This window comes from Lentibacter algarum (assembly GCF_018860975.1).
GTDB classification, from domain to species: domain Bacteria; phylum Pseudomonadota; class Alphaproteobacteria; order Rhodobacterales; family Rhodobacteraceae; genus Lentibacter; species Lentibacter algarum_A.
On sequence record NZ_JAHKQI010000010.1, the window covers coordinates 49,181 to 73,655 of the forward strand.

Here is a 24,475-nt window from a genome sequence, read left to right on the forward strand (position 1 = left end):
AGTCGCTGGCGATGATCACGCGACTGCGCACACACCCCTAAGGCTCGCGGAAGGCCTCACGTGACTTGTAAAGCGGCTTGAGCAAGTACTGCAGCACCGTCTTTGAGCCAGTGTGAAGCTCGACATTGGCCTGCATACCCGGGCGTATCTCGATCCGGCTCTGACGGTCGGTAAGCTGGCTCATATCCACCCGCACAGTTACCTTGTAATGCGCCGAAGCCTCAGGATCGCGCGCCCGGTCATCCTTGAATGTATCTGCCGAGATCACGTCAACCTTGCCCTTAAGCGAGCCGTAAATGGTGTAGTCATAGGCCGACAACTTCACAGTTGCCTCCTGCCCGCGCCGCACACCAGCGATGTTCTCAGGCTTCACCCGCGCTTCAACGAATAGCTCTTCGTCCAGCGGGATAATCTGCAAAATCTCTTCACCGGGTCTCACAACACCGCCAATAGTTGTCACGGCAAGGCCGTTGACGATACCGCGCAGAGGCGACTTCAACACAGTCCGCTCAAGCTGGTCTTGGCTGGCCTTATAGGTCTGCTTTAACGTCGCCAACTCCTTAAGCGTGTCCGAGTATTCCTGCGCCCGCTCAAGTTCGGTCTGGGTGACAATCTCATCATACTTGATCTTGGCATCCGCATAAGACTTGCGCGCACGTGTCACTTCGATCAAAGCGACGATCTTCTTTTTCAACAAGCCTTCAAGCAGGCGTTTCTCTTGAGCGGACTGTTCAAGAACCTGCTTGGCACCGGCTTTCGCCGAGGCAAAATCAGTCTGTCGAGCAACCAGCAATGCGCGCTCTGAAGCCACAATATCGGGGCTGCGCACCTGAAGCGCTTCCGGCACACCAAAATCGCTGCGGCCTTCAAGCTCGGCCTCAATACGGCGGCGGCGGATATCAAGCGCGATGATCTGATCACCAAGGTCATCAACCGAGCTTTGAAACTGCGTGCCGCGCAGCTTTGCCAGCACGTCACCTTCGTCAACAACCTGGCCTTCTTTTACCAAAAGCTCGGCCAGAATGCCGCCTTCAAGGTTCTGGATAATCTGCGGCCGCGAGGAAGAGATCATCTCGCCTTCGGCGCGCACAATCTCGTCGACCCATGCAAAGGCCGCCCAAGCGACAAACAAAAACACCGTCAGCGCACAGAGCCAGATTGTCAGGCTCGGCCCACGCAGCTTGGCGTTCATCTGGCCTGCTAGGTTGGTTGTTCCTGCGCTCATGATTGCCCCCCCGAAGCCTTGCTAAGATGTGCAAGCACTTGGTCGCGAGGCCCGTCAACGGCCATACGCCCGCCCTGCAAAATCAGGGTGCGAGTGGTCAGCTGCAAAATCGGCACGCGGTGTGTCGCGATAACGGCAGTGCGCCCCTTGAGCCAAGTTTCCAAACGGTCAACCAGCACCTTCTCAAGCGTTTGGTCAAGCGCGGCAGTTGGCTCGTCGAGCAGGCAGATCTTGGGGTTTTGCAGCCACAACCGCGCCCAGCCAATAGACTGACGCTGGCCAACAGAAAGCCCGATACCGCCATCGCGGATCTCAAGATCTAGCCCCTTGGGGTGGTTCTTCACAAACGGCCCGAGGCCTGAAAAATCAAGCGCCTGCATCAGCCGCTCGTCGTCACGCTCTAGCAGGCTGAGGTTAAGGTTGTCGCGCAGGGTTCCGGCAAAGAGTTTCACCTCTTGGCCGAGGTAGCCAACCATGCGCCGCACATCGCGCGGATCAAGCTGGCTCATGTCGGTGCCGTCTAGCAGCACACGGCCCGTTGTCGGCGCATAAAGCCCCGCCAGCACCTTGAGCAGCGTTGACTTGCCTGAGCCGTTCGAGCCAAGCACAGCAACCGCCTCACCCGCCTTCAGCGCGACATTGCTCACATCAAGCTGCGGGGCGGTGCCCTCGTCATAAGTGAACTTGAGATCAGAAAGCTCGAAGCGCCCTTCAAGGTTTTCACGGCGCAAGAAGCTGCGCTCTTGCGGGCGGTCCTGCTCGGCCATTGCAATGCTATCAAGCCCGTCGAGCGCCGCCTTCACATTGCCCCAACGGGCCATTGTGCCTGCAAGCTGTGTTAGTGGGCTCAGCGTGCGGCCTGTCAGCAGGCCAACAGCGATGATCGAGCCAACCGTAAACTCACCGGCGAACACAAGGTATGTGCCCATGATCACCGCGCTTACATAGGTCGCCTGCTGCACGCCTTGACTCCAGAACGTCAGCGACGAAGCCAGTCTGCGCTGCTCACTGGATTTGAGCGCCGACAAAGCTGTCAGCTCTTCCCAAAGCCGCTTGACGCGATCCTCCGAGCGCTGTGTCTTGACGGTGTCGAGTTCAAAGATGACCTCATGCAGCATCCGGCTTGATTTGGCGCTCGCGCCCTGCGTTTCCTTGGTCAGCGCGATCATTTTCTTTTGCAAAAAGAAACCGGGAACGACCATCAGAATGCCACCAAGGATCAAGACCCAAACCACATTGCCTGCGATCGACGCCACCAGGAGCAAGAACACAAAGATAAACGGAATGTCGGTGAGTGCGCCCACAGTTGACGCGGTGAAAAACTCGCGAACAGAGCCGAACTCGCGCATCGACGAGAAAATCTGGCTTGGCTCTTTCCCGGCCCGCTCACTGCGCATGCCCAAAATCCGGTTCATCAACAGCTTTTGAACATTGAGTTCTATCTGTCTGCCCGAGCCGTCCATAAGACGGGCGCGCGCCACTTTCAGCATCCCTTCCATCAGGATCGCCAGCGCGGCACCGCCGGCAAGCACCCACAATGTGGCCTCGCTCTGGTGCGGAATCACGCGGTCGTAAACCTGCAAGCTAAACAGCGCCACCGCGACAGCCAGCAAGTTCGACACAAACGAACCAAGCCCGACTTCCATAAACGGTTTGCGAAAGCCCTTGAACTCGCTCCAGAACCAATGTGGCGCATCACTCTTTGGCGCGTGTGCTTTTGAAATCTTCTCTAAAGGCGCCTCAGCCTTGACGTAAGTGCCTGTAAAGTATGGCTCGAATTCAGCCATCGGCACGAGAGCGCGGTTGTCTGTGCATGTGGTGTCATAAAGCACCACAGCCTCACCGTCGCGCTCAAGCACCAGCAGCATCTGCCCGTCGCTCATCAATGCAATCGCAGGCCACTCCGCTTGCCCGAGCTGCCTGACTGTCTCAACAGCCGCATTCAGCCCGACAGCCTCAAGCCCTTCAACAAGCACACTTGGTTGCTTCTCTGCCGCGGCACCTTCCTGGTGCACGATCACGTCAAGAACGTCTCGTGCAACCGCCTGCACCCCTAGCAAACTTGCATAGGTCGCAGCCAGTTCGGCACGCGCACGCGTCTGTTTTGGGTTGGCGGGTTTCGGCTTGGCCTTGATAAGCGCTTTCGCGGCTGGTTTCGCAACTGGTTTTGCGGCTGGCTTCACCGCCAAGCCCACAGTGGCCTTGATGGCAGGCTTGTCCGCCGGTGTTGCAACACCTTCATCAGCAGTCTTTGTTGTCCGCGCGCCCAGAGCTTTGCCGAGCGGTTTGGCATGGATCGCAGGCTTGGGCTTGGCACGGTGCTTGGCGCGCGCCGCCTCTTCAGCTTCAGCCGCAAGCACATCACGGCGCTTGATCACCGGCTTTTTCTTGGCAACAACGGCTGGCTCCGGCTTCACAACGGCTTCAGGCTTCGCCCGCCGCTTCATCTTTAGTTTGCCGGTAGGTGCTTCGGTGTTGGCAGGCGTTTTGGCGGGCATTTCCGCGCTATCAACGGCCTTAAGCCGGGCTTTTCCCCCGGCTTTGATGCTCAACGTGACAGGATTCTTGCTCAAATCTCGCTCCCGTCAGCAAGCAGGCCAAGTTCTCGCGCCATTTCAAGGTTTGCAGCTGCAAGGCTGTATTTCAACTCGATCGCCGCCTGCGCTTGCGTGGCGTAGGTTTCATATACGCCGACAACATCCATCACCTGCCGTTGCCCTGCGTCATACTGGGATTGGAACAGATCAAGGTTTGCCTTCGCCTGCCCCGTCAGTGCTTGGGCTTCTGCCGCCTGGCGTGCCAGAGCCGAGGCTTGCGCGCCATACTTGGCAATCCGACGGTCAGCCTCTTCACGAGCCTGCGCAACGCGACGCCCTGCAGCTTCTTCTGTCGCTTTGATAGCTTCGAGGTTGGCTCCCATACCAAGGCCAATCGGGTTCTCCGGAGCAATCGATCCAGTGATGCCGCCGCCATTCGAGTTTGCAGAGGCGGTAACTGTCGGCAGATACCCTGCTCTGTCAATCTTTGCACTGGCGATAGAGCGTGTCTTCTCCGCCTCGGCATGCATCACGCTCAAGGGCTGCACCGAGCCGCGCGCCACGACGATCTTGCTCACACCCTGCACGGCATCAAGCTTGCGAACCGACATCGCGTTTAGCTCGGCAATCGCCGAAGCCGCTGCATCCGTCTCGGCGGAAAGCTCGGCATGCATCTTGGCGAGCTTGTGGCGAATGACGTTAAGATCAGACATATCCGAAACACCGCCTTTGACGCGCTCGGTCATGATCCACTCGAAGTGCTTCATATCTTTCAACGCAGCACTCAACATCGCCGACTTTTCGCGCGCTTCCTGCCCAGCAAGATAGAGCGAAAGCGCCGTATGCACGCGCTCGTTGGTGTCAACAGCAAGGTTCACCGCAGCCACCTCGACATCGGCCTTGGCAAAGGCGCGCTCGGCCTTTTTCTTGCCGCCCGAGTAAAGCACCGCGTCAACCACAATGCTGGTCACGGCGTCACTCAACGATGTCAGCGAAATGCTCGGCCCGATGGTTGGCAACCAGTTCTTTGACTGCGCTTCAGACCTGAGCCGCGCACTCTTGAGTTCGCTTTCTGCTGCACGCGAGTTCGCGGCGAGAACTGGCGTCGCGACTTGCTCGTAGGCGCTGCCCGAAGGCAACACGCTGCTGCGCGCCTGCAAACTGGTGATAACAAATGATCCGGCATCAGCCGTGTCTGTCTTTTTGCTCTGACCGGCCCCGAAAGGCGCCGTCTTCATCCGGCTGACAATGCCTTCTCCGTCTTGGCTCATACAGCCGCCAAGTGCGGTAATCCCCATCAGAAATCCAACAGTTTTACCGCTTAAAAAATACCCATGCCCCATGGCTCGCCTCGTTTTTTCCGGCGTTATAATTATATGTCGTCGGCGGGGCGCCCCTGCTCAAGGCGCCCCAACCGTAGTTTAGATAACTGTGATATCGTCGTCGATCAGCACCTGCGTATCGCCGACTGTGTAGACATCATAAGTGTCTGTGCCTTCGCTAACGCTTGTGTCAGATTTGACAGCACCGTCGATTGTCACTGTATCGTCGTTACCACCGTGGATCGCCAGCGTGTCGCTGTTGTCCGCAAAGGCTTCGATCTGATCAAGTGACAGCGTCAGGTTGGTGTCTTCCGCATAGGTCAGATCAATCGCTTCGATCTCAAGCCCCGCAAGGCCCGGGTTGACGCTGCTCATGTCAAGGGTGTTCGAGCCCGCAGGGTCATCCAACGCAACGAATGTGCTTGAAACGTTACCTGCGGCATCTTCAGCCGACACAACCAGATGCGATCCATCCTGAACCATCGGATCAAGACCGTAGAGGCTGTCGCCACCAAGAGGGACACCATCGCTATCAGCTGCAACTTCCGTCGCCGAACTGCCTGACACTTCATAGACCGTCTGGGTGTCATCGCTGCTCACAACCTGAACTGCGCTATACCCGTCAACACCGGCGACATTGACGTCAAACACACCGTTGATCTCTGGGCTATCAGGGATATCCGCATCAATCTCGATGGTTTGAGTTTCGCTCAACACGTTGCCCGCGAGGTCCTTCGCAGTGATGACAAGATCAGCCGAGTAGCTTTCAGCCGAGAAGGCTTCTGCCGGCAAGTCTGCCGTCCAGTTGCCGCTTGCATCAACAGTGGCCGTATAGTCAGAACCGCCGAAGCTGACAACAACGGTTGAACCCGCTTCAACCGAGCCCGTTACGCTGACACCGTCAGCAACATCGCTTGCGTTGAAGACAGCCGTGCCGCCCTCTTCTACGGCGCCGCCCGAAAGCTCGTTCACCAGCGTGTCAAACTCGACAGAGCGTGTGGTCGAGGCCGTGTTGCCCGCGCGGTCTGTCACATCAACTTCCAATGTGTGCGTGGCTTCACCTTCAGGCAGGGCATATGACGGATACGTCACCGACCAGTTGCCACCCGCATCAACCGAAGCCGAGCGCGTTTCACCATCAATCGTGACCATAACGCTTTGCGAGCCAGGCTCTGTTGTGCCGCTAAACTCAACGCCACCATCGCGCTCGACAGCATTGACGACATCATCGCCAGCAACCAGGTCAGTCGAAATGCCGAGGTTAAGAACCTCTGTATCGACATCAACATTGCCCGTTACGGTGCGCACGTTACCCGCCGCATCCATCGTCGTGGCGGTGATTTCAGCGTTGTAAGTGCCCTCTTCGATCTGGCTGGCGCTAAAGTTCGCTGTCCAGTTGCCGGACGCATTGGTTTCTACAGTGACCGTTGCATTGCCAAGCTGCACATCAACCATGTTGCCTGCATCCGAAGTGCCGCGAACGGTCACGCCGTCTGAAGCTTCCTGTGCGTTGACGATGTTGTCGCCTTCGATAGGAAGTGTGCTCAGCGTCAGAGAACCCGCAACATTGTCGATCACCACTTCCTGTGTGAGTGTCGAGCTGTTTTGAGCACCGTCTGTCGCTACGGCCGTCATCATAACTGTGCCACCGTCGCTCTGCGGCACTTCACCCGCCGAGAAATTGACAGTCCAGTTGCCACTCGCGTCAACCGTTGCCGCACGATCAATGCCGCCGAAGTTAACCATAACGGTTGATCCCGGCTCGACCGTGCCGCCAAAGGCCACACCGCTTTGCGCTTCGGTTGCGTTTACAACGCCGTCCGCGCCGCCAGTTGTCGTGTTGATCACGTAATCGCTTACAAGCGTGTCAAACTCGACAGTGCCCGTGGCGCTTGATGTGTTGCCGTTGGCGTCGGATGCGTTCACCGTAACGTTACCCGTCCACTCGCCGGTCTGAACCTGGCTTGAGGCGTAAGTCACGCTCCAGTTGCCGCTCGCATCAACCGTGGCAGGCATTTCAACCCCGTCGAGCGTGACCATAACAGTCGAACCGGCCTGCGCCGTCCCTGTCAATGTCACCCCTTGGGCGTGCTCGGCCTCGTTGACAACACCGTCAGCGCCGCCGTTTGCACCAGTCAGCGTGACATCACCGATGGTATCAACAACCAGTGTTTCCACTGTCGTTGTCGAGTTGCCAAAGCTGTCTGTCGAAATGATTGTTACATCAGTTTCATACTCGCCACCGACAATTTCGGTGTTCGAGAAAGTCACATTCCAGCTGCCATCTTCGCCAACAACCGTTTCGTGCGTAACGCCGCTCACGGTTACAGAAATCGAAGCGCCAGCCTCGCCTGTGCCGCTCAGCTCAACACCGTCTGAATGGTCTGCGAAATTCACCAGATCACCGGTTGATTCAACACCATCAACCATAACGATCTCAGGGCCGGTCAAATCAATTGTAATATCCGGGCCCGTCAACTCGGTGACAGTGCCGCCCTCTTCGGTGACAGTAACCTGCGCCGTGTAAACGCCGTCATCAGGGAAGTTTTCACCGTCAAAAACAGCCTCCCACTGACCGTTCTCGTCGCTGACCACAGTGACAGTCTCGCCACCGATCACAACCACAACCTCCGACCCCGGATCAGCGGTGCCGGTTACGCTCACAGTCTCCTGCTCGCTGGTCACATCGTCACCACCGATAACAACTGTGCCGTCATTGACGGTTGGCTCTACATAGGTCGAGCCACCTCCACCGCCACCTGCAATACCGCCGATGAGACCAACACCACCAGCAACCGCGCCGGCAGTTCCGAGCGCGCCACCAAGGCCACTCAAAATGCCCGCTCCAAGCATACTCACATCATCGTCAGCCATGCCCGCATGCGCAACTTCGGTGCCATCCACAAAGATAAGCTCGTCGGTATCACCATACTTACCCCAAGCTTCCGCAACGCCGTATTGGCCGTAAAGCTCGCCGTTAGCACCTTCAACCAGGCTCACCTGACTGATGTAAGTGTCCGCCGAAAGGAACAGATCAGCAACCGGTTGCCCCGATGCGTTGAAAAAATCCTCAATCAGGATGATCCGGCCGTCTGCCAGCGTGATCTCCAGATTGCCGCCCAGCCGCTTGTAGCTGGACACGTCGCTCTGGCGCAGGTTGAAAGAGTAATCAGCCCCCGCCTCCGCTTCGATTGTTGTAATATTCTTACTTGCTTCGACCGAACCACGATCGACATTTCCCGTGCCATCACGGGCAACAAAACTAATAGGTTTCATTACACCACCATTTGCCTCAACACACGCGACGTCATTTGTTGCGCCGCATTTCTGACACATTCAGTATCAGATAGGTGATTCGTTTGGCTAGTGCCTAAATGTTGCTCACCCCCTAAATAGCCTATCATTGCAGACATTTAGGGGGTCCTACGTTGCAAGCTTGCAACAAACATCACGCAAAACATGCTCCACGCTGCGCCGCTGCTATCGCTTAAGTTGTTCGAGGTTCAACTCACTATTCTTGGGGATGTCTCTCAGTTGCAGATCTCTGGACCATATCATCACCGAAATCACTCAGTCAGAAAAACAGACGCTTTCATTGTGTCCGGCACAGGCGCCCCCAACCGGCTCAGGATCGTTGGCGCCAGTTGCAACTGGTCAATTTCGACATCTTTTGCCGGCCCCTGCCCCGCACCAAAGTAATACAGCGCCGAGAGCTGCTGCAAATCACCCTTACCGCCGTGATGCCCGCGCTCGTCTTGCCCGTGATCGGCGGTCACCATGATCTCATAGCCCATCTGCCGCCAGCGCCAGATAAACGGTGCCAGCATCTCGTCCATCACAAAGCAGGCATGGTCCATCTCCTGACAATCGTGAAAGTAGCGGTGCCCCATGCTATCAAGCGTGCAGGTGTGCAGCATGCCGTAATCCAGCCCCTTGTTCAGACAAAGGTTGGTCAATGTGCCAAACAGATCAACATCAGAAGGCGTCATCTGGTTGTTCGCCCCATACCCCGTCATCGAGTGAAAGCGCCCGTGGTTGATGCTATCGCTCTCGGGCTCGTCATACTCCACATCGCGCACATAATCATAAGGGTGCCGGTTGAAGAACTCACTCCAGAAACTATGCGCCACAGCCCCCGTCACGCCGCCGCCCTTGCGCACCGCGGCAAACACATCTTCCTGCTTAAGCCGGAACACATTGCCGTTGCCCGTGCAGCCGTGCACTTGCGGCGTCACGCCGGTGTGAATGCTCGCATAGCAGCTGGCCGAGATCGACGGCAGCGTTGCGCGTATTGTCCAGCTCTGCGCCTCGCCACTTGCAACCCAACCCTCAAGGTTGCCAAACAACCGCCGAAAATTGCGCAAAGGCACGCCGTCAAGGATGATCAAAAGTAGTTTACGTTTCATGCTTTGCTGTCTCCATCGCCTGCCAGCGCCTTCAGCCAGCGCATCGCCAAGATGCTCAAAAACGAAGCACAAGCAAACATAAAGAACGCCCCGATGAGCAAAAAGTAATACTTCACCGCCCACTCAAGCGCCACTTTACTACGTGTCATCAAGCCAATCTCACGCACCTTCGCTGCAGGCACCTCACGCATCGTCAGCTTAATGGTGACAAACTCGAACTCGCTGTCAAACTCCCCGACCGAAACACCAAGCGACTGGATCTGGCTCTCAAGGTCGAGTATCCGGGTCTCAAGCGCGATCAAATCCGCCAGCTCCGCCTCACGGCTCTTCAACGTCACAAGGTTGTCGCGCGACTTTTCCAAACTCTCCCGCCGCGCCAGAAGCTCGCGATACTCGTTGGTCTTGTCGGTCTTGTTCACCTGAAAGCTCACAGGCTGCCCAATCGCCCGCAGCTGCTCGATAACAGCGTCAAAGTGGTCAGGGTTCACTCCGAGTGCGATTTGCAAATGCCGTTGCCCGGCAAGCCCGAAGGCCTGCTCATGCTGCACCAGTGCCTTCACGCTCTTGGCGATGCGCCGCAACTCGGCTTCGTCCTCATCAAACATCTCGGACACAAGCCCAAGCGTCGCCACCTTCTCGTAGCGTTGATCAACCGAGGCAGGCCCAACTCCGATGGCCTTCTTCTGGCCTGCATAGTTCTTGCGTGACAGCTCGAAACTCGAGTTCACCTGCTGATAGAACGCTCCCGTCGAGACCACCTCGCCGTTCGGCTGGGTCATATATCCATAACCAAGCCGGAACAAAAACATCAGCAAAAAGCCGATCAAAAAAACACCCAAGCGCCGCGCAAATACAGATTTCAAATCACATCCTCCAAATATTCATTCAACCTGCCCACTACAGATCGCAATCACAAGCGAGCAACCGCAAGCAAGCAACCCCCCGCCGCTTTTCTTTTCGCAAAAATACTCATTCGAACTCTCAACCAAATACAACGAAATGCGCGCGGGGGCTTTAGCCTCCGCGCGCGAGTCCTGTGCGTCAGCACAGGAAATCCAACAGCCTTGGTTTCAGCAGCCTTGGTTTCAGCAGCCCTAGTTCCCGCCGCTCTCCATTTTGCGGTTGGCAATAACCTCTTCCAGCCAGCCAAGCTTCATCTCCGGAACAGAGCTGAGCAGCAAGTCGGTATAGTCGTCAAATGGCGGCGACAATACCTGTGACTTTGGACCATAGCGCACCACTTCACCTTGATACATCACCGCGATGCTGTCAGCGATCGCGCGCACGGTCGCAAGGTCGTGGGTGATAAACAGGTAAGCCACATCTTCACGCTTCTGCAAGTCCAGCAGCAACTTCAAAATTCCATCCGCAACCAGCGGATCAAGTGCGCTCGTCACCTCGTCACAGATGATCAACTTGGGCTTTGCGGCCAGCGCGCGAGCAATACACACCCGCTGCTTTTGCCCGCCCGAAAGCTCGGCTGGGTAGCGGTCTTGAAACCCCTCGCCCAACTCGATCTCGTCGAGAAGTTCCTGAATGCGCTTTTGCTTTTCGGCGCCCCTAAGCCCGAAGTAGAACTCGAGCGGACGGCCAATGATCGTGCCAACGGTCTGACGCGGGTTCATCGCCGTATCCGCCATCTGGTAGATCATCTGCAACTCGCGCAAGTCTTCCTTCGGTCGGGTTTTCATCACCGGTTTCAAGTCGCGTCCGGCAAAATGCACATTGCCGTCTTTCTGCGGCAAAAGCCCGGTGATCACCCGTGCCAGCGTTGACTTGCCCGAGCCGCTTTCGCCAACCACAGCCAAGGTCTGGCCAGCATGCAGCTCGACATTGATGTCCTTGAGAACATCAAACTTCGTGCCTTTGTAGCGCGCAGTCACATTCTCGACCTTGAGCACAGCTTCATCCGAAGAGACCTTTTCTTCATGGTCAATCGAACGCACAGAAACCAATGCCTTGGTGTAGTCTTCTTTGGGTGAGTTGATAATCTGGTCAACACTGCCGTATTCAACCATTTCGCCCATTTTGAGCACCATGATGTCATCTGACACCTGCGCCACAACCGCGAGGTCGTGGGTGATATAGAGCGCCGCGACACCCGTATCCCTGATCGCTTCCTTGATCGCCATAAGCACATCAATCTGCGTCGTCACATCTAGCGCTGTTGTCGGCTCGTCAAACACCACAAGGTCAGGCTCGGGGCACAGTGCCAGTGCCGTCATACACCGTTGCAACTGCCCGCCCGAAACCTGGTGCGGATAGCGTTTGCCGATGTTCTCGGGGTCTGGCAGGCCAAGCTTGCGAAACAGTTCAACACCGCGCGCTTCCGCGTCTGCTTTGCTGAACTTCCCGTGCCGGATGGCCGCTTCCGTGACTTGCTCCATGATCTGGCGTGCAGGGTTAAAGCTCGCCGCTGCCGATTGGCTCACATAGGTCACTTCCCCACCGCGCAAAGAGCGCAGATCGTTGCGCGTGGTGTGCAAAATCTCGCGGTCATTGACCCAGACTTCGCCCCCCGTCAGCTCAACACCGCCGCGCCCGTAAGCCATAGCGGCAAGGCCGATGGTTGACTTACCCGCGCCACTTTCGCCGATCAATCCAAGCACTTTGCCCTTCTCGACCTCGAAATCGACACCATGCACGATCTCGATATCATGCGGCTTCTCACCGGGCGGATAAACCGTCGCGCCGATCTTGAGGCCTTTGACTTTCAGCATTGCGTTGCTCATCCGCGGCCCCCTTTCAGGCTGGTGGTGCGGTTCAGCACCCAGTCAGCGACAAGGTTCACCGAGATCGCCAGCGTCGCAATCGCAACCGCCGGATAAAGCGCAGCACCAATGCCATAGACGATACCGTCTTTGTTTTCCTTCACGATGCCGCCCCAATCGGCCAGCGGTGGTTGCACACCAAGCCCGAGGAAGCTGAGCGTCGAGATGAAAAGAACCATAAAGATGAAGCGCAGGCCAAGCTCGGCTACAAGCGGGCTAAGCGCGTTTGGCAGGATCTCTCTGAAGATCACCCAAGCCCCGCCCTCACCACGCAAACGCGCCGCTTCAACATAGTCCATGACGTTAATGTCAACAGCGACAGAACGCGCCAGCCGGAACACGCGAGTGGCGTCAAGTAAGCCCATCACAAGGATCAGCACAGGCACGGTGACAGGCACCATCGCGAGGATAACCAAGGCCATGATCAGCGAGGGGATCGCCATGATCAAATCAACGAACCTGCTCAACAGCTGATCCGCCCAGCCGCCCAGCGTCGCCGCCAGAAAGCCAAGCGTTGACCCCGTCACAAACGACAGGATCGTGCCCGCTGTGGCGATAAAGATCGTCGTCTGACCACCGTAAATCATCCGCGTGAGCAGATCACGGCCAATGTTGTCAGTGCCCAGCAAATGCTTACCACTGGAAGGCTCCCAAACATCGCCGACAATTTCAGCCATGCCATAGGGCGCGATGAAAGACGCAAAGATCGCTGTCAGAAAATAGGTGATTGTTATGAACAACCCGAGCTTGGCCGATAGAGGAATATTTTTTATCATTTCGGGTGCCTCAATCTTGGGTTCGCAAGGATCGAGATAATATCCGCCAGCATGTTCAGGCCAATGTAGATCGCGGCAAAAATAATGCCGCAAGCCAGCACAACCGGCACATCGCGTTTCGTCACCGCATCAACAAGGAACTGCCCCATGCCCGGGTAAACAAACACAACCTCGACAACGACAACGCCAACAACAAGGTATGCAAGGTTGAGCATCACCACATTCACAATCGGTGATACCGCATTTGGAAAGGCGTGTTTGGCAATCACATTAAACGTGCTCAAGCCCTTAAGCTCGGCAGTTTCGATATATGCCGACTGCATCACGTTGAGAATTGCCGCGCGTGTCATACGCATCATATGCGCCAGAACAACCAGCGTCAGCACCAACACAGGTAGCGTAATCGCGTTCAGCTTCTGCCAAAGGCTCATACTGTCATTGACCATCGCCAAAGCCGTGCCAAAACCAAGCTTCACCGCGAGGAAATACACCAGCACATAGCCAATAAGAAATTCGGGAATAGAGATCGTCGTCAGGGTGATCGCCGAAATCAGCTTGTCAGGCCAGCGGTCGCGGTAGCGCACGGCCAGCAAGCCAAGGAAAATCGCCAGAGGGACTGAAACAACAGCCGCCCAGAAAGCTAAGAAAAGCGTGTTACCAAGGCGCTTTCCAACACTTTCCGCAATGTCGAGCCGGTTCACGATCGAGGTTCCGAGATCGCCGGTCATGATGCCGCCGAGCCAGTCAAAGTATCGTGAAACAGCAGGCTCGTTCAGGCCCATTTCCTCGCGCAGGTTGGCAAGGGATTCAGGTGTCGCCGCTTGGCCAAGAACAGCCTGTGCCGCGTCACCCGGAAGAGCCTCAGTGAGGCCAAATATCATCGCGGAAGCCGCGAACAACAACAGGATGCCCAGCGATAAACGCTGGGCAACCAATTTGATAATGGGGTGCATACTCTATGTCCCGCTTACGCGAACCATGTCCGACGGGTAATTTGTCCGTTCATCAGCTCACCGCTTGGGTCAAGGTCCCAACCAGCAACAGTTGTGCTGACACCGTCGATGAAGTCGTTGAACATCGGGCAGATCAAGCCGCCTTCGTTGCGCACCAGAGTGCCCATCTTCGAGTAGATATCTTTACGCTTGGCTGTGTCGAGTTCGGCACGGGCCTCAAAGAGCATCTTGTCAAATTCGGGGTTGGTGAACTTTGTGTCGTTCCAGTCAGCCGTCGAGAGATACGCAGTCGCATACATCTGGTCTTGCACAGGGCGTCCGGCCCAGTAGCTGCAGCAGAACGGTTGCTTGTTCCAAACTTCTGACCAGTAACCATCGTTCGGCTCGCGCTTGATCTCAAGCGGAATACCGGCTTGTGCAGCAGTCTGCTGGAAGAGCGCAGCCGCATCAACAGCACCGGGGAAGGCACCGTCAGCTGTGCGCAGGATGATAGGGCTGCCGTCGTGGCCAGAAGCCTTGTAGTGCTCGGCCGCTTTCGCCAAGTCAAACTCGCGTTGCTCGATGCTTGTATCAAACAGCGGGTAAGCCGCGTTGATCGGCATGTCGTTGCCAAGCGAGCCGTAGCCGCGCAGGATTTTGTCAACCATTTCAACGCGGTTGATGGCATACTTCAGCGCAAGACGCAGTTCGTTGTGGTCAAACGGGGCTGTGTCTGTGTGCATGATAAACACATAGTGCCCACGGCCAGGCGTTGACTTAACGTTGATGTTTGGCGCGCGGTCAAGCAGGCTGGCAACCTTAGGCTCAACACGGTTGATCGCGTGAACCTGACCCGACTGAAGCGCCGCTGTGCGCGCTGTCGAGTCGTTGATCGCGATGACTTCAACGCCGTCGTAATGCGCGTCGTCACCCCAGTAGTTTTCAAACTTGCTGAAAGTTGAGCGAACACCTGGCTCGTCAACGTCAACTTTGTATGGCCCCGTGCCGATGCCCGCATCCGGTGCATCCATGCCGCCGTTAGGCTGGATCATCAGGTGATAGTCCGCCATCAGATATGGCAGGTCAGCGTTGGCTTCCGAAAGCGTCACGCTGAACACGTCGCCCTCGACTTTCATGCTCTCGATGCCCTTCATGATCCCCAGAGCACCAGACTTTGAGTCTTCATTGCTATGGCGTTCCATTGTCTTGAGAACGTCATCACCCGTCATGGTTTTGCCATTGTGGAACTCAACATCCTTGCGCAGCTTAAACATCCACGTCTTCGCGTCAGGTGTGCTTTCCACGCTCTCCGCAAGCCGTGAGTCGATGCTGCCGTCTGCCGCAACTTCTACCAACGGGTCAGCGAACTGACGCCCGATGTGGTAAGGCATCTGACTCGCCCATGTTGCCGGATCAAGCGAGTTGGTGCTTTCGCCGCCAATCGAACCAATCTTGAAAACGCCGCCTTTTTTGGGGCCTTCAGCCTGCACAGCCGTGGCAAACATCGTGCCTGCAGCCGCTGCCGAAACACCAAGTGCGCTTGTTTTGCCGATAAATTCACGGCGTGAAAGCTTGCCTTGGCCTGCGCGTTTCTTAAGATAGTCAAGTTCGTTGGTCATCGTGTTCTCCCAGTTGGATAACGTCCGGTTTTCCGGCGTTTTTGTTAATCTTTGCCACAAAAGACCCGATCAATCGTTTCGTATCAAGGGTTTTCTGAGTCTTATAATTGCTTGACGCCCGTCATAGCATGTGCCGTGGCCGCTTTTCCGTAACGTCGCGGGTGTATATTTTTTTGTCGTTTTCATAGGCCTCAAGCCGCCCCGTGAGGTAAAAGTTCTCGGCATCCGCGTGCATCTTCGCATAGGTTTCCGTGCGCAAGGCAAGCCCCTCACGCTCAAGCTCCTCTGTCCAGTGTGTCTCGCCGCGCGCGCAAAGCGGGTCATCAGGGTGGATGGCCCAGATCTCCCGCGCACAACCGCCCGACACAAGCCCGTGAACACTGTCGCGTCGCTTGCCAAAATCGTCATTGATATGCAGTGACACCTCTCCCGTGACCATATCAAGCCGGCTCTCACGGCTGTTCTTGGCCTCACGTATCACCTCAACCTGCCACTCCGGCGCACTCACGGCTGGCTCAAAGCCGCATTCGTCGCCTTCACCCACGGGGCTTACGGGCAAAGCAAGCTCACCGCCCGTCAGCGTCAAGGCGCAGGCTTCGGGTGAAGGCCACAACAGCGGCCAATAGGCCGAGCTCACCGCCACGGCAAGCCTGTGCCCGCGCGGCAGTTTGTAAGCGATATGATCGAGCTTCACAGTGATAACAACCGCCTCGCCAACGGGCATCTCTTCAGGCCGCTCATGACTGTTGCGATGCGTCAGGTTCAGAACCCCATAAGTGATGCGCGCACTCGCCCCGTCAGGGTGAATGTGGTTGAGCCGCACACAGACCTGCCCCAATGGCTTGTCCGCGGCCAGCGTCAAAGTCACCTCCGGTGCACCGATGATCTCGATATCCTCGCGCTGCACCTCCCCCGTAAACACAGCTGAAAAGGCGTCATCAACCCGCTGCTCACTCGGCATCTCGGGCCCAAGCCAGATCGCGCAGTATTCCCCTGCCGCCGCCCCGCAATGCGCCGGAGAGGCAACCACAGCCTCAAACGCACCGCCGCTGCCAAGCTTGCCACCAGCCCCGAGCTTCATACGCGCCACATCGGTCGCAGGCCCGCGCCGCGCCGTCCACCTGCCCGGCCGCTCGTCATACCATGCTTTGGGCCGCAAGCCCTCCATCACATAGGCTCGGTAGTCGGCATCATCCTCAACGCCGGTTTCAATGCCCTTAAGCCATTTGTCCCACCAGCGCTGCGCCTCTTGCAAAAAGCCGATGCGCGGCTCGGGCACAGCAAAATGCGGATACTTGTGCACCCACGGCCCGACAATCCCCTTGGCACCGACATTCTCAACCAAAGCAGGCACGGTGTTCTTGTAGGCATCACCCCAGCCACCCACAGCCAGAACCTTGGCCGTGATCTTGCTATAATCCTCACAGACCGAGCCGTGCTTCCAGTAGTCGTCTCGCGTCTGGTGCTGCAGCCACTCCGCCGCCAGAAACGGCTCGTTCTCAAGCCGCTCAAGCCAGATCTCGCGCCAGTCGTCAGGCCTTAAAGCAGGGTCAGGCGGACGGCTTGAGTAGGCCCACATCGTGCTGCCCCAACCGAAGTTCTCGTTGAGCAAACAACCGCCCTTGTAGTGAATATCGTCAGCATAGCGGTCAACCGTCGAGCACAGCGTGATCACCGCCTTAAGCGGCGCGGGCTGCATTGCGGCCACTTGCAGGCTGTTGAACCCGCCCCAGCTGATGCCTTGCATGCCAACGTTACCGGTGCACCAAGGCTGCGCCGCCAGCCATTCGATCACCGAAACAGCATCATCAAGCTCCTGTTGGGTATATTCATCTGTCATCAAGCCTTCGCTGTCACCGTTGCCGCGCATGTCGACGCGCACCATAGCGTAGCCCCGCGCCGCCATCCAAGGGTGGCTCAGCTCGTCGCGCGCAGTGGTTCCATCGCGCTTGCGATAGGGCAGATGCTCAAGCACCGCTGGCACCGGATCATCACCCGCATCAACAGGCATCCAGACCCGCGCTGACAAACGGCACCCATCGGGCATCACAATGCCCATGTCCTCAATTTCAGTTATGTCGCGGGTGTTGATGCTCATACGTGGCCCTCCAGATGAGGGCCACGTTAGGCGCGATCAGTCAGCTGTCAAGCCGCTGTTGGCCTGACTGTTGGCCTGGCTGTGGGGCGCGCGAACCGACAGAAACACCGAGATCAGATAGGACATGATCAGCGTCATGCCGACATGACCCACAAAAGATGACTGCGTGTATGTGCCAAAGCCCATCATAAACGTGCGCCCAACCAGCGGTGCCAACATTCCTTGCGCCACAAACCAAAGCGCTCCGCCCGCAACCAGCCCCGCCACCAGCGTCTTTGTCGGCATCAGGAGCCGCACCAGATAAGTAAATAGCCCGAACCCGAGCGCTCCAATGGTGAAATGCACCACAAAAGCCGCGCCATAGCCAAGCTTTACGCCGGTGAACATATCCGTCAGCGCGATCACAAGGTTTGCAGGCTGTAACGCAACCCCGAAAAGCAAGGGCGACACCAGCCAAGCATAAAGCTCAAAGCTGAACTCGCCGATCAGCCCTGCAAGGGCCACAGCCATCAGCATCCGCGGTTGAAAATTGTCAAAATATTGGTTCATGTTGTTTGCTTTCATTTTAGCGATCACTCAAAAAAGCCTTAACCGCCAAATAATCTGGAAACAAATCACGTCTATTCACCAGAAATACCAGTCTTGTGACTGCCGCGTGACTTGAGCCGGATTTATCTAGCAAACGACACAAACACCCTCACCCAACACAAGCGGCACCTAGGCTTAGGCCCCGTCTTGGTGCCCGCTCTTGTGAGCCTTGCGTTCCTCGCAGTGATTTTTGGCAAAGTCGTTACTTCACAACCGGCAGCTAGCGCCTATCCCAGATCAAGTTCCGAAATCTCGTTGAGCAGGTTGAGCAAAGCCCGCCGCTCCTCTGGGCCGAAACGTGCCTCAAGGCGGGCGCTGATCTCGGCGCTTTCAGGCATCGCCTGTGCGATCAATTCCTTGCCAACTTGCGTGATATTGACCAACACCTTGCGCTTGTCGTCAGGGTGCGCGCGGCGGCTGATGTAGGCCTTGCGCTCCAATAGCTGCATGATCCGCGTCAGCGACGGGTTGAGCAAACAGGCGGCCTCGGCAATGTCTTTCGGGTCCATCGTGCCGCGCTCGTCAAGCACCCGCAAAACCCGCCATTGTTGTTCTGTCACATCAATCTTGCCAAGCATCTTGCGATACGGCGCCATGATGTTCTCACGCGCCCGCAACATTGCGATCGGCAAAGAACGGTTGGTCCGCGGCAGGTTCGACTGTGGCGGCAGGTTCGACTGTGGCGTCTGTGGGGTCTGTGGCTTCTTGTCTGTCATGCGCCCTTTTTGCCCAAACACGGCAACAATTCAAGCAGGCAGATTAGCGCAGCCGCAACCATACGGCTTCTTTGGCGTTAGACGCTCATCGCCAGCACACGGCTGATCTCGGTCAGCGAGCGGCCGGATTGCTCCGACCAGGTGTTAAAAGCGCCCTGCACCGCCCTAAGCGCTGTCTTTGAGCTCGGCGCTTTGTCGATCACCCCCTCGGCCACCAAGCGCCCCACGACATCGGGCGAGAGAATAAAACTGTCGCGCCCGAGCATGCGCATACCATACGCACCCGTCTGGCCGCCAAGTCGCGAACCGCGTTTCTTGAGCATGTCCAGCAGGCCAACAAAATCATCCGCGGGCCAACCGCCCAGCACCTTGCCAACGCCGCCCTCCTCACGCAGTTCAAGCAAAAACGCTGCATTGTCGCGCACCGAGGCGATCTTCGGCCCCGAGCGCACAATCCGCTTATCCGTAAGCAGGCTGTCAAACATTTCGTCATCCATGAAGGCACAGCGCCCAAGGTCAAAGCCGTGAAATGCCTGCTCAAAATCCGGCCATTTGTTTTTGATCACCGTCCAGGCAAGGCCGGTGCTAAACACATATTTGCTAAGCTCGGCAAGCCAGCGGTCTTCGGGAATAGCCGCCAGCTGAGCCGCGCTCGCAGGCTTCTCAAGCATCGCCTCAAGCGCCGCCGCGCCGCCTTTGCGCTTGGCAGCAATGCCGAAAATCTCGTCAAAACTGCGCATATCGGCTCCCTATCTATGCGACCAATCGTCAGGGTTTTCCGAGTTGTTGGGCGACAACCCGATGACATCACCCTGCGTGCTGACACCAAGGCCAAGCACCGTGCGGTTGGCATAGCTGAAGTAAGCGCTGACTTGGTTGATCTCCAGAATCTCACCATCATCAAAGCCCGCATCGCGCAGCGCTGTCATGTCAGCTTCGCGCACTGTCGCAGGCGCAACTGTCAGCTTGCGCGCATACTCCATGCCCGCCATCTCTCGCCCGTCAAGCGGCGCGCTGGTAATATCTCCCGCCTCTATCGCGGCCCTCAAGGCAGTTGAGCGCGGCTCATCGTCAAGCAACCGCCGCATGCCCTGAAAATGGTGCTCGACACAATAATTGCAGGCATTCAGTGACGACACATAAGTGCCGATGCACTCCAAATACCACTTCGGCAGCGTGTTGCCCGTATGATGCAGCACATACTTGTAAACAGCCATATGCCCTTCCATAGAATGCGGGCGCAGGCTGTGGGCCATCATGATGTTGTCGACGTTATCATCAGGGCCCTTAACGCGATCATAAAGTCGCTTGAGCTTACCCGTGGCGTCTTCGTAAGGAACCGTTCTGATCCAGCTCATCGCTCACCTCGCTCTTGCTTAGCTCTCGTCAAACCCGACAAACCGCGCAACATTTGGCACAGCGCGCCGGTGTGATCTGACAGAGTTGGCAGCAAATTCCTCGTCTGGCCAGCCCAAAGCAACACAAGTCAGGATAACTTCATCGTCAGGAATACCCGCATGCTCGCGCACAACCGGCGACTGCATGATGCCCTGCCCGTTGATCACCGTGCCAAGCCCCTTGCTCCACGCGGCAAGCACGAGGCCGTATGTCACAGCCCCCAAATCAAAATGCGCAATGGTGCCGTTGCCCATGAGCGAGCGGTCAAACGTCACCACGATCGACACTGGCGCATCAAACTGCCGAAATCCCCGCATCACCCAGTCCTGACGCATCTCTTTGTCGTGACGCTCGATGCCCATAACGGCGAAGAGCTGCTTGGCAATCTCGATCTGCCGCTCGCGGTGCACACCGTCATAAGCGCCATGATCCTCGATCTCACGCTCCGGCGGCACACCCGCCAGCATCCGCGCGCTGTTGCCATTGCGCACAGCCTCAAGCGGCGCACCCGTCAGCACATGCAAATGCCAAGGCTGGGTGTTCATCGAACTCGGCGCACAATTGGCCATCTCGATGACCTCTTCCAACACCTCGCGCGTCACCGGCTTGTCGGTAAACCCTCTTATGCTGCGCCGCTCGCGCATCGCTTGCTCAAGTTCCATCGCCCGGTCTCCTTTTGCTCTATCGCAGGCAAGCTTCCACAAAGCCGCACAAGCGTCACATGTTCCCCTACGTCAAAACCACGCGGCTTAAGCCTTCCCCCCCGCGCGCTGCTCTGACATACTGTGCAAAAGCAAAAAATGAACGAGCAGCGGTAATGTCAGACGATCTTCTCAATGGCTCGGGCCAAAGCCCCGACAGCTACGACGCCTCCTCCATCCAGATCCTTGAGGATATGGAGCACGTCCGCCTGCGCCCCGGCATGTATATCGGCGGCAAGGACGACCGCGCCCTGCACCACATGGTCGCCGAAATCATCGACAACTCAATGGATGAAGCCGTCGCAGGCCACGCCACCTGGATCGAAGTCGAGCTGCACGAAAACGGCCATGTCTCTGTGCGCGACAATGGCCGCGGCATCCCCACCGGCCCGCACCCCAAAGACCCAAGCAAATCAGCGCTCGAGATCATCTTTTGCACGCTCAACGCAGGCGGCAAGTTCTCCGGCGACAGCTACGAAACATCCGGCGGCTTGCACGGCGTTGGCTCATCCGTCGTCAACGCCCTGTCCGATCACCTGCGCGTCGAAGTCGCCCGTAACAAAGAGCTCTTCGCGATGGAGTTCTCCCGTGGCGTCCCGCAAGGCAAACTCGCCAAAATCGGCGCAGCGCCCAACCGCCGCGGCACCGCCGTCACCTTCCACCCTGACGCCGAGATCTTCGGCTCGCTCAAACTCAAGCCCTCCCGCCTCTTCAAAATGGCGCGCTCAAAGGCCTACCTCTTCTCCGGCGTCGAAATCCGCTGGAAAACCGCGCAGCAAGACGGCGAAACCCCGCAAGAAGCCACATTCCACTTCCCCGGTGGCCTCGCCGACTACCTGTCTGAGACCATGGGCGGCGCAACCACATACGCCGAACAACCTTTCGCAGGCACAGTGTCATTCGAGAAGTTCGAGCGCCCCGGTAAAGTCGAATGGGCGATCAACTGGACACCCTCGCGCGACGGCTTCATCCAAAGCTACTGTAACACCGTCCCGACCCCCGAAGGCGGCACCCACGAGGCTGGCTTCTGGGCCGCGATCCTCAAAGGCATCAAGGCCTACGGCGAGCTTGTCGGCAACAAAAAAGCCGGAACAATCACGCGCGAAGACCTCACCACAGGCGCAGGCGCACTGGTGTCGTGCTTCATCCGCGAGCCCGAGTTCGTCGGCCAAACCAAAGACCGCCTCGCAACAGTCGAAGCACAGCGCATGGTCGAAAACTCGGTGCGCGACCACTTTGACAACTGGCTCGCCGCCGACACCAAATCAGCCGGCGCGATCCTTGATTTCCTCGTGCTGCGCGCCGAAGAACGCCTGCGCCGCCGTCAGGAAAAAGAAACCTCGCGCAAATCAGCCACGCAAAAGCTCCGCCTGCCCGGCAAGCTCACCGATTGCTCGTCAAAAACCCGCGAAGGCACCGAGCTGTTCATCGTGGAAGGTGACTCAGCCGGCGGCTCTGCCAAAATGGCGCGCGATCGCAAAACCCAAGCGCTCCTGCCTCTGCGCGGCAAAATCCTCAACGTGCTCGGCGCCGCCTCCTCCAAGATCGGCACCAACCAGGAAATCGCCGACCTCACCCAAGCTTTGGGCGTCGGCTTGGGCAGCAAATTCAACGTCGATGACCTGCGCTACGACAAAGTCATCATCATGACAGATGCCGACGTCGACGGCGCCCACATCGCCGCCCTCTTGATGACATTCTTCTTCACCCAAATGCGCCCGATGATCGACGCAGGGCATTTGTATCTGGCCTGCCCCCCGCTCTACCGCCTCACCCAAGGCGCACGCCGCTTGTATGTCGCCGACGACGCCGAAAAAGACCTGATGATGGAAAAGGGCCTCGGCGGCAAAGGCAAAATCGACGTGCAACGCTTCAAAGGCTTGGGCGAAATGGACGCGAAAGACTTGAAAGACACCACAATGAATCCGGAAAGCCGCAAGTTGATTAGGGTAACAATCGACGAAGACGAACCCGGCCAAACCGGCGACTTGGTAGAACGCCTAATGGGCAAAAAACCCGAAATGCGCTTTCAGTATATCTCCGAGAACGCTAGGTTCGTTGAGGAGTTGGATGTTTAGTTGAGGGAGAAAGAAATGCCCAATAGGATTTCAGCGGAATGGGTAGGCGTCATTGCCACTATTGCATTTGGCCTTTTGGGTTTTTGGGGAGGCCAAAGCTATGAGGAAGCATACGGCTTACAGCTCGATCAATTCACCCATCAAAAGGGCGTCGATGCCGATCAAAAAGTTATTCAAGAAGCACAGTTGGCAGCCGAACTGTTGGGCCACCTCACTAGTGAAGATGAGCTCGAAAGGGCATTAGCCATCGAAACAATCAACTACGGCATGGAAACCTTTGGAGCACAATTGCTAACACGTGTCATTGGCAAAGACGGGAATAGCTCAGACGCGACTGTCATTGCGGCAAAAGATGCAATTACAGAGCAACGCAACAGATTAGCCGCCAACTTGTTTTCTGCGATCAAAGATACGCGCTACGAAAGCTTTAAGATCATTGAAGCCGGTTGGACTAATGACCAAGAAATAGTCGGCAACCTGTTGAAAGAAATTGAAGATCATAACTCTAAGGAAACATGGCCAGTTGTAGATGCAGCCCCTAATGAGTGGCTATTTGAAACTGGTGTTCTGAATGTCTTCAATGTTCTTGGTCGCTTTTCAAAAGAAACTTTATCTTCCGATAAGGCTGACATCTGTTCAATAACAAATGAGCAGATGTCAAATGGCCCTCAAACGAAAAAAGCAGCGCTCTACCTTCAGAGACAAGCTGGAGGGTGCTCCTAAAGAACTTGCGCAGATTCATTCAGCGGCCCAAAACTAGACAGTGATAGTTCCCCATAGGGCGCAGCTCGGCCAAGCCGAGCAACGATGGTTATTCCCGTAGCACTAGCAATCTACAGCCCCTCAAACAGCCACACCCTCCCGATCACTCCACAGCACCGCAAACAGCCCAGCCGCCGCCAGCGCATCAAACAGCGCGAAGCCGCTTGCCAACCAACTCGGCGCGCCCCAAGGCTCACTCAACGCCACGCACATGCCGCCAAGTGCGAGGAAAAAGCAAAGCCACGTCAGCCCGCGCGAGCCACGCCTTACCAGCCGCCACGCCAGCACCGCCCAGACAGCGCCGATCACCGCCAACAACAGCGCCCCGCTCGTCAGCCCGATCACAGCAGGTGCCGCCAAATGCAAAGCCGCCGATCCATACATCATCCACGCTGCGAATTTCAGTCTAGCATTCATGTCTTTCTCCTTGGTTAACCGCACGCCGCATTAACTCATCGAATTTGCCTAAAATCGTCTGCATCCATTATGCACATAAATATGCACTGCGGTATGCACCCGAGTCACAGCAGCCCTTTTCGCCCTTTA

At 56.9% G+C, this 24,475-nt stretch carries 19 protein-coding genes; 2 read left to right on the forward strand and 17 right to left on the reverse strand.

Going from position 1 to position 24,475, the window contains the following annotated elements:
- Positions 1 to 37: 37 nt before the first annotated feature.
- From KO498_RS15575 to KO498_RS15650, 16 genes are all read right to left on the reverse strand, one after another.
- Positions 38 to 1,225, reverse strand: a complete 1,188-nt coding sequence (locus KO498_RS15575) for an HlyD family efflux transporter periplasmic adaptor subunit (RefSeq protein ID WP_215960853.1) — start codon at positions 1,223 to 1,225, stop codon at positions 38 to 40.
- A complete protein-coding gene (locus KO498_RS15580; protein ID WP_436835947.1) occupies positions 1,222 to 3,723 on the reverse strand; it encodes an ATP-binding cassette domain-containing protein in 2,502 nt (833 codons plus the stop codon). The genes KO498_RS15575 and KO498_RS15580 overlap by 4 nt, the downstream gene beginning before the upstream one ends.
- Positions 3,724 to 3,794: 71 nt before the next feature.
- Entirely contained in the window at positions 3,795 to 5,060 is a 1,266-nt protein-coding gene (locus KO498_RS15585; RefSeq protein WP_252731497.1) for a TolC family protein, read from the reverse strand.
- A 123-nt stretch (positions 5,061 to 5,183) separates the two neighbouring features.
- Complete coding sequence (locus KO498_RS15590) at positions 5,184 to 8,360, reverse strand: Ig-like domain-containing protein (RefSeq protein ID WP_215960855.1); 3,177 nt, start codon at positions 8,358 to 8,360, stop codon at positions 5,184 to 5,186.
- 290 nt (positions 8,361 to 8,650) lie between these two features.
- Positions 8,651 to 9,490, reverse strand: a complete 840-nt coding sequence (locus KO498_RS15595) for an alkaline phosphatase family protein (RefSeq protein WP_215960856.1) — start codon at positions 9,488 to 9,490, stop codon at positions 8,651 to 8,653.
- Positions 9,487 to 10,353 carry a DUF4349 domain-containing protein gene (locus KO498_RS15600; RefSeq protein WP_215960857.1) on the reverse strand — a complete coding sequence of 289 codons (867 nt, stop codon included), beginning with the start codon at positions 10,351 to 10,353 and terminating at the stop codon, positions 9,487 to 9,489. The genes KO498_RS15595 and KO498_RS15600 overlap by 4 nt, the downstream gene beginning before the upstream one ends.
- 231 nt (positions 10,354 to 10,584) lie before the next feature.
- A complete protein-coding gene (locus tag KO498_RS15605; RefSeq protein ID WP_215960858.1) occupies positions 10,585 to 12,222 on the reverse strand; it encodes an ABC transporter ATP-binding protein in 1,638 nt (545 codons plus the stop codon).
- Positions 12,219 to 13,034: an ABC transporter permease gene (locus KO498_RS15610; protein ID WP_215961302.1), complete on the reverse strand. Its 816-nt coding sequence runs from the start codon at positions 13,032 to 13,034 to the stop codon at positions 12,219 to 12,221. Before KO498_RS15610 ends, KO498_RS15605 begins: the two co-directional genes overlap by 4 nt.
- Positions 13,034 to 13,990: an ABC transporter permease gene (locus KO498_RS15615; RefSeq protein ID WP_215960859.1), complete on the reverse strand. Its 957-nt coding sequence runs from the start codon at positions 13,988 to 13,990 to the stop codon at positions 13,034 to 13,036. The genes KO498_RS15610 and KO498_RS15615 overlap by 1 nt, the downstream gene beginning before the upstream one ends.
- 14 nt (positions 13,991 to 14,004) lie before the next feature.
- Positions 14,005 to 15,588, reverse strand: coding sequence for an ABC transporter substrate-binding protein (locus tag KO498_RS15620; RefSeq protein ID WP_215960860.1), 1,584 nt, complete (start codon positions 15,586 to 15,588; stop codon positions 14,005 to 14,007).
- A 121-nt stretch (positions 15,589 to 15,709) separates the two neighbouring features.
- Positions 15,710 to 17,686: a CocE/NonD family hydrolase gene (locus KO498_RS15625; RefSeq protein ID WP_215960861.1), complete on the reverse strand. Its 1,977-nt coding sequence runs from the start codon at positions 17,684 to 17,686 to the stop codon at positions 15,710 to 15,712.
- Positions 17,687 to 17,722: 36 nt separating this feature from the next.
- Positions 17,723 to 18,235 (reverse strand): hypothetical protein, encoded by a 513-nt coding sequence (locus KO498_RS15630; protein ID WP_252731499.1) that lies wholly within the window; start codon positions 18,233 to 18,235, stop codon positions 17,723 to 17,725.
- 266 nt (positions 18,236 to 18,501) lie between these two features.
- Positions 18,502 to 18,990 (reverse strand): homoprotocatechuate degradation operon regulator HpaR, encoded by a 489-nt coding sequence (gene hpaR / locus KO498_RS15635; protein ID WP_215960862.1) that lies wholly within the window; start codon positions 18,988 to 18,990, stop codon positions 18,502 to 18,504.
- Between the two features lie 77 nt (positions 18,991 to 19,067).
- On the reverse strand, positions 19,068 to 19,730 hold the full coding sequence (locus KO498_RS15640; protein WP_215960863.1) for a DNA-3-methyladenine glycosylase I: 663 nt from the start codon (positions 19,728 to 19,730) through the stop codon (positions 19,068 to 19,070).
- Between the two features lie 9 nt (positions 19,731 to 19,739).
- A complete protein-coding gene (locus tag KO498_RS15645) occupies positions 19,740 to 20,348 on the reverse strand; it encodes a carboxymuconolactone decarboxylase family protein (RefSeq protein ID WP_215960864.1) in 609 nt (202 codons plus the stop codon).
- Positions 20,349 to 20,366: 18 nt separating this feature from the next.
- Positions 20,367 to 21,050 carry a nitroreductase gene (locus KO498_RS15650; RefSeq protein ID WP_215960865.1) on the reverse strand — a complete coding sequence of 228 codons (684 nt, stop codon included), beginning with the start codon at positions 21,048 to 21,050 and terminating at the stop codon, positions 20,367 to 20,369.
- 155 nt (positions 21,051 to 21,205) lie between these two features.
- Between KO498_RS15650 and KO498_RS15655 the strand changes: the two genes are divergently transcribed.
- On the forward strand, positions 21,206 to 23,167 hold the full coding sequence (locus KO498_RS15655; RefSeq protein ID WP_215960866.1) for a DNA gyrase/topoisomerase IV subunit B: 1,962 nt from the start codon (positions 21,206 to 21,208) through the stop codon (positions 23,165 to 23,167).
- Positions 23,168 to 23,182: 15 nt separating this feature from the next.
- Positions 23,183 to 23,890 (forward strand): hypothetical protein, encoded by a 708-nt coding sequence (locus KO498_RS15660; RefSeq protein ID WP_215960867.1) that lies wholly within the window; start codon positions 23,183 to 23,185, stop codon positions 23,888 to 23,890.
- Between the two features lie 120 nt (positions 23,891 to 24,010).
- Here KO498_RS15660 and KO498_RS15665 read toward each other — a convergent pair whose 3' ends face one another.
- Positions 24,011 to 24,346, reverse strand: a complete 336-nt coding sequence (locus KO498_RS15665) for a hypothetical protein (protein ID WP_215960868.1) — start codon at positions 24,344 to 24,346, stop codon at positions 24,011 to 24,013.
- Positions 24,347 to 24,475: the final 129 nt, after the last annotated feature.